This window comes from Photobacterium sp. GB-50, assembly GCF_003026755.1.
In the GTDB taxonomy this organism is placed as follows: Bacteria; Pseudomonadota; Gammaproteobacteria; order Enterobacterales; family Vibrionaceae; genus Photobacterium.
Genome location: NZ_PYNX01000005.1, coordinates 71,692 through 86,822 on the forward strand (window position 1 = coordinate 71,692; position 15,131 = coordinate 86,822).

Annotated in this window: 14 protein-coding genes and 16 tRNA genes; 25 read left to right on the forward strand and 5 right to left on the reverse strand. The window is 42.7% G+C overall.

Going from position 1 to position 15,131, the window contains the following annotated elements; translation table 11 throughout:
• Positions 1-28: 28 nt before the first annotated feature.
• Positions 29-1,066 (reverse strand): type IV pilus twitching motility protein PilT, encoded by a 1,038-nt coding sequence (locus C9J41_RS09090; RefSeq protein WP_005371345.1) that lies wholly within the window; start codon positions 1,064-1,066, stop codon positions 29-31.
• Positions 1,067-1,088: 22 nt separating this feature from the next.
• Between C9J41_RS09090 and C9J41_RS09095 the strand changes: the two genes are divergently transcribed.
• From C9J41_RS09095 to hemW, 7 genes are all read left to right on the forward strand, one after another.
• Positions 1,089-1,799, forward strand: a complete 711-nt coding sequence (locus tag C9J41_RS09095; protein WP_107206594.1) for a YggS family pyridoxal phosphate-dependent enzyme — start codon at positions 1,089-1,091, stop codon at positions 1,797-1,799.
• Between the two features lie 85 nt (positions 1,800-1,884).
• Complete coding sequence (gene proC / locus C9J41_RS09100) at positions 1,885-2,703, forward strand: pyrroline-5-carboxylate reductase (protein ID WP_107294480.1); 819 nt, start codon at positions 1,885-1,887, stop codon at positions 2,701-2,703.
• A 9-nt stretch (positions 2,704-2,712) separates the two neighbouring features.
• Complete coding sequence (locus tag C9J41_RS09105) at positions 2,713-3,267, forward strand: YggT family protein (protein WP_005371338.1); 555 nt, start codon at positions 2,713-2,715, stop codon at positions 3,265-3,267.
• Complete coding sequence (yggU, locus tag C9J41_RS09110; RefSeq protein ID WP_005371336.1) at positions 3,264-3,557, forward strand: DUF167 family protein YggU; 294 nt, start codon at positions 3,264-3,266, stop codon at positions 3,555-3,557. Before C9J41_RS09105 ends, yggU begins: the two co-directional genes overlap by 4 nt.
• A gap of 144 nt (positions 3,558-3,701) precedes the next feature.
• Positions 3,702-4,127 carry a DUF4426 domain-containing protein gene (locus C9J41_RS09115; protein ID WP_107260181.1) on the forward strand — a complete coding sequence of 142 codons (426 nt, stop codon included), beginning with the start codon at positions 3,702-3,704 and terminating at the stop codon, positions 4,125-4,127.
• A gap of 118 nt (positions 4,128-4,245) precedes the next feature.
• Complete coding sequence (locus tag C9J41_RS09120; RefSeq protein WP_045084464.1) at positions 4,246-4,839, forward strand: XTP/dITP diphosphatase; 594 nt, start codon at positions 4,246-4,248, stop codon at positions 4,837-4,839.
• Entirely contained in the window at positions 4,840-6,003 is a 1,164-nt protein-coding gene (gene hemW / locus C9J41_RS09125; RefSeq protein ID WP_107206592.1) for a radical SAM family heme chaperone HemW, read from the forward strand.
• A 64-nt stretch (positions 6,004-6,067) separates the two neighbouring features.
• Here hemW and C9J41_RS09130 read toward each other — a convergent pair whose 3' ends face one another.
• The 3 genes from C9J41_RS09130 to trmB form a co-directional block, all read right to left on the reverse strand.
• Positions 6,068-6,484: a hypothetical protein gene (locus tag C9J41_RS09130; protein WP_107246360.1), complete on the reverse strand. Its 417-nt coding sequence runs from the start codon at positions 6,482-6,484 to the stop codon at positions 6,068-6,070.
• A gap of 48 nt (positions 6,485-6,532) precedes the next feature.
• Complete coding sequence (gene glsB / locus C9J41_RS09135; protein ID WP_107206590.1) at positions 6,533-7,453, reverse strand: glutaminase B; 921 nt, start codon at positions 7,451-7,453, stop codon at positions 6,533-6,535.
• Between the two features lie 116 nt (positions 7,454-7,569).
• Positions 7,570-8,307 carry a tRNA (guanosine(46)-N7)-methyltransferase TrmB gene (gene trmB / locus C9J41_RS09140; protein WP_045153679.1) on the reverse strand — a complete coding sequence of 246 codons (738 nt, stop codon included), beginning with the start codon at positions 8,305-8,307 and terminating at the stop codon, positions 7,570-7,572.
• A 287-nt stretch (positions 8,308-8,594) separates the two neighbouring features.
• On the opposite strand from trmB, the gene mutY reads away from it, so the two are divergent.
• From mutY to C9J41_RS09230, 18 genes are all read left to right on the forward strand, one after another.
• Positions 8,595-9,659 (forward strand): A/G-specific adenine glycosylase, encoded by a 1,065-nt coding sequence (mutY, locus tag C9J41_RS09145; RefSeq protein ID WP_107290682.1) that lies wholly within the window; start codon positions 8,595-8,597, stop codon positions 9,657-9,659.
• 129 nt (positions 9,660-9,788) lie between these two features.
• The gene (locus tag C9J41_RS09150) at positions 9,789-10,061 is read left to right on the forward strand and encodes an oxidative damage protection protein (protein ID WP_006647282.1); all 273 of its coding nucleotides are present in this window, start codon (positions 9,789-9,791) and stop codon (positions 10,059-10,061) included.
• Between the two features lie 172 nt (positions 10,062-10,233).
• Positions 10,234-10,309 (forward strand) — tRNA-Phe (locus tag C9J41_RS09155).
• Between the two features lie 43 nt (positions 10,310-10,352).
• A tRNA-Asn gene (locus C9J41_RS09160) sits at positions 10,353-10,428 on the forward strand.
• 50 nt (positions 10,429-10,478) lie between these two features.
• Positions 10,479-10,554, forward strand: a tRNA-Thr gene (locus C9J41_RS09165).
• Between the two features lie 55 nt (positions 10,555-10,609).
• Positions 10,610-10,685 (forward strand) — tRNA-Phe (locus tag C9J41_RS09170).
• Positions 10,686-10,728: 43 nt separating this feature from the next.
• Positions 10,729-10,804, forward strand: a tRNA-Asn gene (locus tag C9J41_RS09175).
• A gap of 50 nt (positions 10,805-10,854) precedes the next feature.
• Positions 10,855-10,930: transfer RNA gene (locus C9J41_RS09180), tRNA-Thr, on the forward strand.
• Between the two features lie 55 nt (positions 10,931-10,985).
• Positions 10,986-11,061: transfer RNA gene (locus tag C9J41_RS09185), tRNA-Phe, on the forward strand.
• A 43-nt stretch (positions 11,062-11,104) separates the two neighbouring features.
• Positions 11,105-11,180, forward strand: a tRNA-Asn gene (locus C9J41_RS09190).
• Between the two features lie 377 nt (positions 11,181-11,557).
• Positions 11,558-11,633, forward strand: a tRNA-Phe gene (locus C9J41_RS09195).
• A 42-nt stretch (positions 11,634-11,675) separates the two neighbouring features.
• Positions 11,676-11,751, forward strand: a tRNA-Asn gene (locus tag C9J41_RS09200).
• A 50-nt stretch (positions 11,752-11,801) separates the two neighbouring features.
• A tRNA-Thr gene (locus C9J41_RS09205) sits at positions 11,802-11,877 on the forward strand.
• A 55-nt stretch (positions 11,878-11,932) separates the two neighbouring features.
• Positions 11,933-12,008, forward strand: a tRNA-Phe gene (locus C9J41_RS09210).
• Between the two features lie 43 nt (positions 12,009-12,051).
• Positions 12,052-12,127, forward strand: a tRNA-Asn gene (locus C9J41_RS09215).
• An 11-nt stretch (positions 12,128-12,138) separates the two neighbouring features.
• Positions 12,139-12,214: transfer RNA gene (locus C9J41_RS09220), tRNA-Thr, on the forward strand.
• Between the two features lie 55 nt (positions 12,215-12,269).
• Positions 12,270-12,345, forward strand: a tRNA-Phe gene (locus C9J41_RS09225).
• A 47-nt stretch (positions 12,346-12,392) separates the two neighbouring features.
• Positions 12,393-12,468: transfer RNA gene (locus C9J41_RS09230), tRNA-Thr, on the forward strand.
• Between the two features lie 136 nt (positions 12,469-12,604).
• Here the strand turns inward: C9J41_RS09230 and mrcB are convergent.
• Entirely contained in the window at positions 12,605-15,082 is a 2,478-nt protein-coding gene (gene mrcB / locus C9J41_RS09235; RefSeq protein WP_107294481.1) for a penicillin-binding protein 1B, read from the reverse strand.
• Between the last annotated feature and the right edge of the window lie 49 nt (positions 15,083-15,131).

Here is a 15,131-nt window from a genome sequence, read left to right on the forward strand (position 1 = left end):
TTCCTACCTCGTTAAACCTGAGGTGTTATTAGAAACCGCGCTGACTGGTATCAACAATACGACGACCTTCTTCAGCTTCAACTAAGCCTTTTGCCACCAGCATCTTCACGCTTTGCTCCATGGTTTGCATTCCCATCGATGAGCCGGTTTGGATCATTGAAAACATTTGTGCGACTTTATCTTCACGGATCAAGTTACGAATCGCAGGTGTTGCCATCATAATTTCATGGCTGGCTACACGACCACCGCTCACACACTTTAATAAGCTTTGTGATATCACTGCGCGTAACGACTCCGATAACATAGAACGAACCATGGATTTATCACTACCAGGGAAAACATCAATGATACGATCGACCGTCTTTGCCGCAGAACTGGTATGCAAGGTACCTAAAACTAAGTGCCCCGTTTCAGCAGCGGTTAACGCTAAACTGATCGTTTCCTGATCACGAAGCTCACCCACTAAAATCACATCGGGATCTTCACGCAGTGCTGAACGCAGTGCGTTTTGGAAGCCCAATGTGTCACGGTGCACTTCTCGCTGGTTGATCAAACAACGTTTACTGCTGTGAACAAATTCAATCGGATCTTCAATCGTCAGAATATGACGGTTATAGTTGGTATTGATATAATCAACTAACGCAGCAATGGTGGTCGATTTACCCGAGCCAGTCGCACCTGTTACTAATACCAAGCCACGTGAAAGCTGGGCAATATCATAAAAAACATCAGGAACGTTTAACGATTCCAATGTTGGAATATGAATAGGAATGGTTCGAAACACCGCCGAACAACCACGAGACTGATGAAAAGCATTAACCCTGAAGCGACCGATGTCGGGAATTTCAAATGAAAAATCGACTTCTAAGTTTTCTTCATACTCACGGCGCTGGGCATCGTTCATAATGTCAAACACTAAACGGTGTACTTCACTGTGATCAAGTGCTGGCATACTGAGCTTTCTAACATCGCCATCAACACGAATTATCGGTGGAACACCTGCAGAAAGATGTAGATCCGATGCGTTATGCTTTACACTAAAATCCAGTAATTCGGTGATATCCATAAATTTTCCCCAAGAATCAATTATGACTAGTATCAAACAAAATATTGCTGAGGTCATCAACCAGATCACCTTAGCAACTGAAAAATGCGGCAGGGCTGCAGATTCCGTGCAACTATTGGCAGTAAGTAAAACCAAGCCAGTGGAAGCGATCGAAGAAGCCATTACTGCAGGCCAGTATGCCTTTGGCGAAAACTACGTACAGGAAGGTGTTGATAAGGTTAATCACTTTGCGAGCCATCCGGAGAAAAACTTGCTTGTATGGCATTTTATTGGGCCGATCCAATCTAATAAAACTCGCCTTGTCGCAGAGCATTTTGATTGGGTGCACTCTATTGATCGTATAAAAACAGCAAAACGTTTAAGCGATCAACGTCCAACGTCAATGGCACCGCTGCAAGTTTTACTGCAAGTTAATAGCAGCGCTGAGGCAACAAAATCGGGAATAACCTTGGCTGAAGTGCCTGCACTGGCCGCAGAAATAGCTGCAATGCCAAATATTGAACTGCGCGGTTTAATGTCGATTCCACAACCGGCCACAGATTACGACAGCCAATTTGCCACTTTTAAAGCGTTGGCTGATACACTAGAACAGTTGAAATTGACTTATCCCAATGTTGATACATTATCAATGGGAATGAGTGGTGATATGGAAGCGGCAATTGCAGCAGGTAGTACAATTGTTCGTATTGGCACCGCGATTTTTGGTGCTCGTGATTACGGTAACAAAGAATAATTACTAATATTCGTACTGTTCATGATAACAACAGCTCAATTAAGGTAAAAAACATTAAGTTTGTACCTATTTATAAGGATTTTACATGGAACAACGCTCAATTGCTTTTATTGGGGCAGGTAATATGGCTCGCTCAATTATCGCAGGATTAGTTGCTAGCGGTTACGATGCAAAAAAGATTACGGCCACCGCCCCTAGCGATGCTCGCCGTGAACCTTTAGCGCGTGACTTTGGTATTCATACCACTAGCGATAACCTAAATGCTGCTCAAGATGCTGATGTTGTTGTTCTTGCGGTTAAACCACAACTTATGGAAGAAGTGTGTAAACCACTGCAAGACATTGACTTTGCGGGAAAATTAGTAATTTCTATTGCCGCTGGCATTAATTGCGAGCGCTTATGTGAAATGTTAGGCCAGCAAGTTGAATTGGTTCGTGTAATGCCAAATACTCCCTCTTTAATTGGTAAGGGGATGAGCGGCTTATATGCAAACCCACAACTCACAGAAACCGACCGATTATTTGCCACTCAACTATTACAAGCCGTAGGCGAAATTTGTTGGGTACAAGAAGAATCAGGTATCAATGGTATTATTGCCGCAGCAGGCAGTGCTCCCGCCTACTTCTTTTTGTTTATGGAAGCAATGCAGCAAGAAGCGATGAACCAAGGGTTTGATGCCGATACTGCGCGCTTACTGGTTCAGCAAGCCGCTTTAGGTGCCGCTGAATTAGTAAAAGCGAATCCAGATACTTCATTGTCGACACTACGTGATCAAGTCACTTCAAAAGGTGGCACGACAGCTGAAGCTATTAATACATTTAATCAACATCAATTCTCAGATATTGTTGCTAAAGCGATGCAAGCAGCCGTATCTCGAGCTAAAGAAATGGAACAATTGTTTTAAGGTTTATCTATGAATCCTTTCGTTTATCTAGTTCAAACCGGCTTTGATCTTTACATCATGGTCGTATTATTACGAGTTTGGTTACAATGGTCTCGTGCAGACTTTTATAATCCCTTCTCACAATTTATTGTTAAAGCGACTCAACCGATCGTTGCGCCATTACGCCGCGTGATTCCATCAATTGGTTCGCTAGATATGGCAACGGTACTGTTTGCTTATGTACTGTGTGTCGCTAAATTTATCATCATTATTTCAATCAGCAGTGGTGGTTTTTCCTTTGAACCAAGCTTCCTGTTCTTAGGGCTATTAGCATTATTAAAAGCAGCTGGTAGTTTATTGTTCTGGGTACTATTGATCCGTGCAATCTTAAGCTGGGTTAGCCAAGGTCGAAGCCCTATCGAATATGTCATGCACCAATTAACAGAACCACTAATGGCACCTGTTCGCCGCGTTCTTCCTGCAATGGGCGGTTTAGATCTGAGTGTTCTAGTGATCTTTATTGCACTACAATTTGCTAACTACGCGATGGGCTCTTTAGTTGGTAACGTGTGGTACATGCTGTGACAGAAAAGACCATCTTTCGTGATGATGACGATCTCATTATTCGACTTTATATCCAACCGAAAGCAAGCCGCGATCAGATCGTTGGCTTGCATGGCAACGAAGTAAAAATTGCCATTACCGCACCACCGGTAGACGGAAAAGCCAATGCCCATTTAGTAAAGTACCTTGCAAAACAATTTAAGGTCGCTAAGGGGCTAATTCATGTAGAAAAAGGCTTACAAGGTCGGCACAAACAAATTCGGATTGAAGCCCCGAAAGTTATTCCCTCAGAGATCGCCACCATCATGTAATTTGATTGGTTCAATAAAGCGAATATCAATCACCGATATTCGCTTTTTTTATCCCCTTACTCTTAGCTACAATCATCAAGTCAAGCAACACATCGCGACAGAAAGGAAATACTTCAGTGACTCACTGAAAGATAAGGATCGTTCATGAAAATATTACTCAGCCTGCTACTGCTCGTTTTCACGCTACCTAGCCATGCCGGACAATTCAAAAAATTTGGCGACTTAGAAGTACATTATTCTAGTTTTGCCTCAACATTTTTAACCCCAGAGATTGCCAGCCACTATAAAATTCAGCGTAGCCGTTACAGTGCCTTGGTCAATATTGCAATTCTTGATACCAGTAAAGAAGAAAAAACAGCGGTTAAAGCACAATTAACCGGTATTGCTCGTAATGTATTAGGGCAGCAAAAGAAGTTAAATTTTAGAGAAATAAAAGAAGGTAAATCAATTTATTACCTTGCTGAATTTAAACACACTAATGATGAAACGTTTAATTTTACGATCACTATTTACTCTAACGGTAAAAAAGAAACACTGATCTTTAAGCAGACCTTCTTCGTTGACAAGTAACCACTTGAGCATCAATCTCTTCTACAATCACTAGGCGCACTCGCGCCTTTTTTATTACGATAACAACCGTTATTATAGCCGCCAATATTACATAGCTTGACGTTCAAAAGGCATCAAAATGAGTAAACTTGTACTAGCAACAGGCAACCAAGGCAAAGTGAAAGAAATGGCCGATTTACTGGCTGATTTTGGTTTTGATGTAGTCGCGCAAAGTGATTATAACGTTTCATCCGTTGCTGAAACGGGCACCACATTTATTGAAAATGCGATCATTAAAGCGCGCCATGCCGCAAAGGAAACGGGCCTTCCAGCCATTGCCGATGACTCTGGCTTAGAAGTTGATTACCTCAACGGCGCTCCTGGTATTTATTCTGCACGTTTTGCCGGTGAAGACGCATCAGATGCTGACAACATTGATAAACTACTTGCAGAAATGAAAGATGTCCCTGCCGAGCAACGTACTGCACGTTTCCATTGTGTGCTTGTGATGATGCGTCATGAAAACGATCCTACTCCACTGGTTTGCCATGGCTCTTGGGAAGGCAGCATCTTAACTGAACGTCATGGCGAAAATGGTTTTGGTTACGATCCGGTATTTTGGGTACCTGAAGATCAATGTGCTTCAGCTCAACTTCCACCTGCTCGTAAAAAGCAACTATCACACCGTGGTAAAGCACTACAGCAATTGTTTAGCGCATTAAAGGCCGATTAAATGCTTGTACCTCCACCACTGAGTTTATATGTCCACATCCCTTGGTGTGTACAAAAATGTCCTTATTGTGATTTCAACTCTCACGCCTTAAAGACAGATCTTCCTGAGCTTGATTATATTGATGCCTTAATTGACGACTTAGAAACCGATCTTAGCGCTTATCAGTTAATCAATGGAGCACGACCTCTCCACTCAATTTTTATTGGTGGAGGGACGCCTAGCTTGATCTCTCCAAGTGAGATCGGTCGTTTATTAAAAGCCATTGAGCAACGCATTCCATTTAGTGATGATATTGAAATTACTATGGAAGCCAACCCTGGCACAGTAGAGGCGGGTCGTTTTGAAGCTTATCGCCAAGCTGGTGTAAACCGTATTTCTATTGGTATTCAAAGTTTTCAAAATGAAAAACTCGAACGTCTTGGCCGTATTCATGGCGCAGATGAAGCAATTCGTGCAGCTGGCCTTGCAAAGAAAGCGGGATTAAACAGCTTTAATGTCGATCTTATGCATGGCTTACCGGATCAAAGCGTGAGTGATGCGATCAGTGATTTAAAACAAGCGATCGCACTCGATCCACCGCACTTGTCTTGGTACCAGCTGACAATTGAACCCAATACCCTGTATTACTCAAAACCACCGACATTGCCTGATGATGACGACTTGTGGGATATTTTTGAGCAAGGTCATCAGCTTTTAACAGAAGCCGGTTATCAGCAATATGAAATATCAGGCTATAGCAAGCCGGGAAAACAATGTCAGCATAACCTTAACTACTGGCGTTTTGGTGATTACCTTGGCATTGGTTGTGGCGCACATGGCAAAATCAGTTTTGCTGATGGGCAAATCATCCGTACCGTTAAAGTCAAACACCCTCGTGGATATTTACAAGCGGATAAGCCGTATTTAACGCAAGAGAATAAGGTTGCTGATGGTGAACGTCCATTCGAGTTCTTTATGAATCGTTTTCGTTTATTAGAATCCTGTCCAAAACAAGATTTTGTCGCAAGAACAGGTTTAGCGTTAACAACCATAGAACCGACAATTGATTGGGCGATAGCGCAAAACTATCTCCAAGATACGGGCGATCATTGGCAAATCACCGAGCACGGTAAATTGTTCTTAAATGATCTCCTAGCCGCCTTCGTTGACGATGATAACGAATAATATCTAATAAAAAAACGAGCACTATGTTATTCACAGTGCTCGTTTTTCTCTGGTTAGATACTAACTAATTTAACGTGACGCTGCGCCAGTTTTTTAATGCAGGAATCGCATCTTGCAACCGTTGTTCTTGTTCTATTCGTAGCGAAACAAATTCACACACTTGCTTATCAATACGCTGAGAATGCGACAACAAATAGGGCAAGTCATTATCTAAAAGCTCGTAATAGTCCGATAATAATTGTGTTTGTTTAGAATTCAGTGCGACCTTATGTACATCGAAAAACATCCGCCCTTTAGCATCCACAATAAATTCTTGTTTACCTTGTACTAAGGTTAACCGTCCTTCATTTAAACTCAGTGAGTTATGCCATAGTGGCTCACATTCAACCGCATGAGCTGATACCGTAAAGAAACTGAACATCGCTACTATTGCGCCTAATATCGATGTTTTTAATTCGTGAAACCCCTTATTCATTAACATACGATTCTCCCCCTAATGTGAGCCTCGCGGTTTATGTATACGGGCTCACTAAAAAATAGAACGTCCAATACGCTCAGATAACTTCTCTAACGCTGCAGTCCCTGCAACAGAATTACCGGATTGATCAAGTTCTGGCGACCATACTGCAATCGTCATCTCACCCGGTACAATCGCAACAATACCACCACCTACGCCAGACTTTCCTGGCATACCAACACGATAGGCAAATTCACCTGCGCCATCATACAAACCACAAGTCGCAAGCAATGCATTTATATGCTTACTTTGAGTTTGGCTGATAATTCTTTTTTTCGCGCCTAAAGGAAGCCCTTTATTTGCTAAATAGCTAAATGTTCTGGCGAGATCGACACAACTCATCTTGAGCGCACAATAACTAAAATAATTAGTGAGCACTGGCATCACTTCATTATCAAAGTTACCGAATGAACGCATTAAATAAGCAATGGAAGCATTACGATCGCTATGTTGCATTTCAGAGCTAGCGACGACTTTGTCGTAGACAATATTCGGATTACAAGAAAGCTCTCGTACCAATTCCAACATCCGGTATTGCGGTGCACATAAACGACTATGCAGTAAATCCGACACCACAATCGCACCTGGGTTAATAAACGGATTACGTGGGATGCCTTTTTCTAGCTCAAGCTGGATCATGGAGTTAAACGCTTGACCTGATGGCTCTTTTCCAACTCGAGACCACAACTCTTCCGATTCATATAAGGTCATTGCAAGTGTTAACGACAACACCTTAGAGATAGATTGAATAGAAAAACCTTCTTGGCTATCACCCGCCTGAATAATTTCTCCGTCGTTATAGCACACTGCTATACCTAATTTACTCGCAGGTACGTTAGCTAAAGCCGGAATATAGTCAGCCACTTTTCCTTGACCTATCAATGGTCTCACTTCATCTAATATTTCATTTAGCAGTGTAGCTGTTGGCTTCATATCTCTTTCTCCAAGGGGAAAAAAAGCCAACACAAGGTTGGCTTTTTCATTGATTTAACCAAGCGTCATTAAATCAATAATGTCTTATTTCTTCAGCATATAATACCAAAGAGAAATTATTCAGTACGCTCGTACTTCATATCCCAAACCCCGTGACCTAAGCGGTGACCACGAGCTTCGAATTTGGTTAATGGGCGATCTTCTGGACGATCAATATAAGCACCGTTTGTTGCCGTATTGCGGTAACCAGGCGCTGCATCCATCACTTCAACCATATGCTCAGCGTAGTTTTCCCAGTCAGTTGCCATGTGGAAAATACCGCCAATTTTAAGCTTTTTACGCAGCATTTCAGCAAATTCAGGCTGAACAATACGACGCTTATGGTGACGTGCTTTATGCCATGGGTCTGGGAAGAATAGCTGTACGGTATCTAAACTACCATCAGGGATCATGTATTCAAACACTTCAACGCCATCGTGACACATTACACGAAGGTTAGTTAAACCCGCATCTTCCGCACCCATTAGACACGCACCCACACCTGGGCTATGTACTTCGATCCCAATAAAGTTTTTCTCAGGGGCATTTTTAGCCATTTCAACTAATGATGCCCCCATACCAAAACCAATTTCCAACACGACTGGCGCTTCACGGTTATATACTTCTTTCCAGTCCAGCATTTGCTTGGCGAAATCAATACCCATAGTTGGCCAATTGTTTTCCATCGCATGTTCTTGGCCCTTAGTTAAACGGCCTTCACGACGGACAAAGCTACGGATCTTACGAACCAGTTTGCCATCTTCGGTAAATTCGGTCAGGGTCACTTCACCTGACTTCTTTGAAACTTCGCTCATGCTAATAACTATCCAAACAAAAAAGAAACGGATCGGCATTATCCAAAGTTATCGACTCAATTCAAGTCTATCAATTGCGACAATGGCCAGTTTATGGTGCAATCTTGCCCATAATAGACAATAAATAACGTTGCACTTCTGTTTGCAGTATAAGTGATTGCACTAGCGGACACCAATTTTCACTGTGTAGCAAAAATAACTCGATAGCTATTCTTCATTGGCAAATGCCATATCCTTTTGCGCAGTATAAAAGATAAGTAGCTATAAACTGTAAAGTGAGCACAACATTGAGTACGACATTTTCCGATGCCATTTTAGCGTGGTATGACAAATTCGGCCGCAAAACTCTACCTTGGCAACAAAACAAAACCCCATATAAAGTATGGCTTTCAGAGATCATGCTACAACAAACCCAAGTAGCAACCGTGATCCCTTACTTTGAACGTTTTATGGAGCGCTTCCCTACCGTGCAAGACTTAGCGGCTGCCGAGCAAGATGAGGTCTTACACTTATGGACAGGGCTCGGCTATTACGCTCGCGCACGTAACCTCCATAAAGCAGCGCAGTTAATTGTTAGTGAACATAACGGCATTTTCCCAACAGATATCGATCAAGTCCAAGCATTACCGGGCATTGGTCGTTCAACGGCTGGTGCTGTTCTGTCACTCTCACTCGCTCAACATCACCCTATTTTAGATGGCAATGTGAAACGTACGCTTGCCCGTTGTTACGCGATTGAAGGCTGGCCAGGTAAGAAAACCGTTGAAAACACGTTATGGCAAATAGCAGAAACAAATACGCCCGAAAAGGGCGTTGAGCGCTATAACCAAGCCATGATGGATATGGGAGCAATGATTTGTACCCGTAGTAAACCTAAATGTGAATTATGTCCCGTAAGCACACAATGCATTGCACTCAAAGAATTACGACAAACCGATTTTCCGGGTAAAAAACCCAAAAAAACCTTGCCTGAAAAACAAACATGGTTCGCTATTTTACAATGCGACGATAAAGTTTGGTTAGAACAACGCCCACAGGTCGGCATTTGGGGTGGTCTTTGGTGCTTCCCTCAACATGACAATGCTGATTTAACGTCGCTATTGGACAAGCAATTAGGTCAACAACTGTCACTTATCGAACAGCAAAGTCAATTAACTGCTTTTCGTCATACGTTTAGCCATTATCATCTTGATATCGTGCCGATTTTATACGAACTTAAATCACAACCTACAGAAATCAATGAAGCTTCAGGTCAATGGTATGATCTTAATAATCCACCAAAAATCGGATTAGCAGCACCAGTACAGAAAATTTTGGACAGTTTGGCATACTCGTTAAACCATCAAAAATAAGACGGTTTTTACCGCTTTTATTTCCGCTCAGTGATGCTAGATGCCAGTCACTGACTCTGGTATAACTATCAACTAATCACTCATTTTCGCTGAGCCTGTATATCAGCGAGTTACAGTAAGGAATATTTCATGAGTCGTACTGTTTTTTGTACTCGACTACAACAAGACGCTGAAGGTTTAGACTTTCAACTTTACCCTGGTGAACTAGGCCAACGTATTTTTGATAATATTTCTAAGCAAGCATGGGCTGAATGGCAAGGTAAGCAAACCATGTTGATCAACGAAAAAAAGCTCAACATGATGAACCCTGAACATCGCCAGTTATTAGAAACTGAAATGGTGAAGTTTTTGTTTGAAGGTCAAGATGTGATTATCGACGGTTACACGCCGCCAGAAAAATAAAATTTATAATTGAGATTTCATCTCTTAATTTGCTTAACTTGATGAAATCTCAATAATGAATATCAAAATCACACCACAACGAACAAAAAGCCAACAAACGACACTGTTTATCTTTTTTTATGAAAAAAAGTGTTGACGAAAAGGCTGAAAACCCTTTTAATAGCGCTCCGTTGCCTCGATAGCTCAGTCGGTAGAGCAGAGGATTGAAAATCCTCGTGTCGGTGGTTCGATTCCGCCTCGAGGCACCATTACTTCTCTTTCGAAGTATGGTGCAAAGCAACCACAATCTGTTCCTCCTTAGTTCAGTCGGTAGAACGGCGGACTGTTAATCCGTATGTCGCTGGTTCAAGTCCAGCAGGAGGAGCCACTATTTATTTCTTGGCTCAACAGAGCGGGGAAATTAAAAGAATATAGTGTGCCGACTTAGCTCAGTAGGTAGAGCAACTGACTTGTAATCAGTAGGTCACCAGTTCGACTCCGGTAGTCGGCACCATTTATTCTCTTACTCACGTAAGAAATGCAAAAATAGCAATTTAATTGCTGTGTTTGCCTCGATAGCTCAGTCGGTAGAGCAGAGGATTGAAAATCCTCGTGTCGGTGGTTCGATTCCGCCTCGAGGCACCATATTCATCTCGCTTGATACGTCAAGTCAGATAAAAGAGACAATTCCTCTTTAGTTCAGTTGGTAGAACGGCGGACTGTTAATCCGTATGTCGCTGGTTCAAGTCCAGCAAGAGGAGCCACTATTTATTTCTTGGCTCAACAGAGCGGGGAAATTAAAAGAATATAGTGTGCCGACTTAGCTCAGTAGGTAGAGCAACTGACTTGTAATCAGTAGGTCACCAGTTCGACTCCGGTAGTCGGCACCATTTATTCTCTTACTCACGTAAGAAATGCAAAAATAGCAATTTAATTGCTGTGTTTGCCTCGATAGCTCAGTCGGTAGAGCAGAGGATTGAAAATCCTCGTGTCGGTGGTTCGATTCCGCCTCGAGGCACCATATTCATCTCACTTGATACGTCAGGTAAGATAAAAAAGATAATTCCTCCTTAGTTCAGTTGGTAGAACGGCGGACTGTTAATCCGTATGTCGCTGGTTCAAGTCCAGCAGGAGGAGCCAGTTAAGAAACCTTGTCGCAAGACAAGGTTTTTTTTCGTCTTAAATTTGTTAACTTTTCTCATCCTCCCTTCTCCAATACTATTTTTAGATAAAATAATTCCTCTCAAAATCACTACTCCACGATCTTTTTTAATCGCCTTACCAGCAATGCGATCTTTTCAGTTAAAGACTTAATAATGACTCCTTTTCTTTCGATATTTCACAAAATAATCTTTAATTATTTCTGTTGCTTGCTTCACAAACTAATGTTCAAACAGGTATCAGCCCCCAATAAAAGCTTACTTTTCAAACAAACGGAACAAAAAAGACAAGGTTGATAATTATTTAGAAAAAAAGCATTGACGCAAAGACCGAAAACCTTTTTAATGCGCTCCGTTGCCTCGATAGCTCAGTCGGTAGAGCAGAGGATTGAAAATCCTCGTGTCGGTGGTTCGATTCCGCCTCGAGGCACCATGCTTCCCTTTCGAAGTATGGTGCAAAGCAACCACAATCTGTTCCTCCTTAGTTCAGTCGGTAGAACGGCGGACTGTTAATCCGTATGTCGCTGGTTCAAGTCCAGCAGGAGGAGCCACTATTTATTTCTTGGCTCAACAGAGCGGGGAAATTAAAAGAATATAGTGTGCCGACTTAGCTCAGTAGGTAGAGCAACTGACTTGTAATCAGTAGGTCACCAGTTCGACTCCGGTAGTCGGCACCATTTATTCTCTTACTCATGTAAGAAATGCAAAAATAGCAATGTAATTGCTGTGTTTGCCTCGATAGCTCAGTCGGTAGAGCAGAGGATTGAAAATCCTCGTGTCGGTGGTTCGATTCCGCCTCGAGGCACCATATTCATCTCGCTTGATACGTCAAGTCAGATAAAAGAGACAATTCCTCTTTAGTTCAGTTGGTAGAACGGCGGACTGTTAATCCGTATGTCGCTGGTTCAAGTCCAGCAAGAGGAGCCAAAATAAAGTGTGCCGACTTAGCTCAGTAGGTAGAGCAACTGACTTGTAATCAGTAGGTCACCAGTTCGACTCCGGTAGTCGGCACCATTTATTCTCTTACTCACGTAAGAAATGCAAAAATAGCAATGTAATTGCTGTATTTGCCTCGATAGCTCAGTCGGTAGAGCAGAGGATTGAAAATCCTCGTGTCGGTGGTTCGATTCCGCCTCGAGGCACCATATTAAAAAGTAACGTTATTGACGTTATGACAAAAAGAACAAAACGTGCCGACTTAGCTCAGTAGGTAGAGCAACTGACTTGTAATCAGTAGGTCACCAGTTCGACTCCGGTAGTCGGCACCATCTTTTGAAGCCTCATCTTTGATGAGGTTTTTTTTCGTCTTGAGAAAATCTCCTCTTTCTAATCACATCCCCCTTTGAGACAAAAAAAGCCCCGCTACATGAGCGAGGCTTTACCTATAATGATGAATACACGCGGTTAACCACCAGTGAACATATTAGTGATCCAAGCGGCAGGTTTATTGCTTGAACACTGCGCTTTTAATTGCCCATTTTTATCCCAAACCGGCAAGGAGACACTTCCGTTACAGTTTGGTATTAATGTGCCATTGGCTTGCTTATCATACTTCATGGTGGTGATCTGCTTAGGCCATGGCAGCGTTAATGGCGCTGGCTTACGACGGGTTAAGTAATCAGCATAAATTCTTAATGCACCGCTAGAGCCCGTTAAACGCACTGGCGTATTGTCATCACGTCCAACCCATACTACCGCCACTTCATGCCCATCAGCACCTGCAAACCAGCTATCACGGTTTTTATCCGTGGTCCCCGTTTTACCTGCCAATTTCGCGGCACTAAATTTACTCTGTAAGTAACGTGCGGTACCTTGACTCACGACTCGCTTCATATCATAGGTTGTTAGCCATGCTGCCTGCTCTGGCACCACTTGAGAGGCTTTAGGGTAGTTTTGATAAAGAATCCTACCTTTCTGATCAACAACCGCGCGCAATGCCGTTAAATCTGCTCTGCGACCACCACTTGTGATGGTCTGGAACATTTGTGCCACCTCATAAGGTGATAAGGTAAATGAACCTAGCAGAATTGATGGCAGTTTAGGAATTTCATCGCGATCGACACCAAGTTTGCTCATAGTATTAATCACACTTCCCAGCCCAACTTTTAAACCCAGATTAACGGTAGGTACATTCAATGAGTTCGCTAACGCATAATAAAGTGGTACTTGCCCTCTAAACTTACGATCGTAATTTCGTGGACGCCATGTAGTACCTTTGCTACCACGTAATACAATCGACTTATCATCCAGGCTGGTTGCTAGATTGAACTTATTAGGCTCGCTCAATGCCGTTAAATACACCGCAGGCTTGGCTAATGAACCTATTTGACGGCTCGCATCTAACGCACGGTTAAAGCCTGCATAACCTGGGCGACTACCACCGACAATAGCACGTACTTCTCCGCTTAGGCGATCAACAACCACCATTGCTGTTTCGACTTTAAGCCCTGCTTTTTTATTCAGCTTTGGCACCATTGCGGCAACACTTTGCTCTGCTGATTGCTGTGATAATGGGTCTAAGGTACTAAAGATACGTAGCCCTTTACCTGACTTGTAAATATCACCGACATCACGCTCTAATTCACGTTGTAGCTGCTGGAAATAAGCAGGCTGTCGACTCGCGATCTTCGGTGTTTTTTGCACCCCTAATGGGCTAGAGGCTGCCACTTCATATTCAGCACCTGTAAGGGTATTATTTTTCAACAATAGGCTGAGGACTAAATCACGGCGTTCTAGCGTACGTTCAGGATGTCGCCAAGGGTTAAACTGAGAAGGCCCTTTCACCATGCCCACCAGCATGGCTAACTGTGCTGATGTGAGCTCTTCTAATGGACGACCAAAATACAATCTTGCTGCTAATGGGAAACCATGAACTTCTTTACCGCCATTTTGACCAAGATAGATCTCGTTAAGGTAAGCTTCTAATATCCGATCTTTGCTATAGCGATAATCAATAATAACTGCAATATAGGCCTCACGAACTTTACGCCATAGGCTACGTTCACGACTTAGAAATAAGTTCTTCGCGAGCTGCTGAGTTAAGGTACTGCCTCCTTGTACCGTTCGACCTGCACGTAAGTTCACGAACATGGCACGAATGATCGCCAATGGTGATACACCATCATGCTGATAGAAATCTCTATCTTCTGTTGCGAGCAATGCATCAATTAAGAGTGGTGGAAACTCATCGCGCTTCATAAAAATACGCTGCTCATTGCCTGAAAGGCCCAACATGCCTAACATTTTAGGTTCAATGTTGAAATAGCCTAACGAGCGCTTGGTGATGAGATCTTTAATACTTGTTAACGTAGTGCCCGAAAACGTCAGTAACACATGCTGTTTTTTCTCAGCTCCTTCAGGAAAATCAAACGGACGTCGGATCAATTCAATGCGAGTTGATGAAGCAGAGTATTCCCCAATACGGGTTGGCGTGTGCACTTTGTGGTATTTCAATAAATCCAATTCACGGCGCACATCCATAATACTGATATGTTGATCTGGGCGAAGTGTTAATACTCGACCATACACAACAGACGGTAAATCCCATATTTGACCATCCATTTTATTACGTACAATCGTATCAAGGTAAATCCCTATCACCAGCATTGCGGCAACAACCACTAAGCCGATTTTAAAGCTCAGCCAACCCAGTTTACGTAACCAGGGACGATCTGTTTTAACCGATTTTTTTGTTTTTTTCTTGGCTGTTCTTTTAGCCGGCGCCTTTTTAGTCGCACTCGCAGCAGGAGTACGTTTAGTGGGCTTTTTTGCTGTAGGTTTTACTGGGGTTTTCTTTCGTGGTGTCGTCGGCTTTTTTCCACCACTGTCTTTGGGCGGTGCAACATGCTTTCTTGACTGAAAATGAAGAGGCAACTTAATCATAATGCATCAACTAAGGTCATTCCTATCTTAAAATAGGAGCAACAACCAT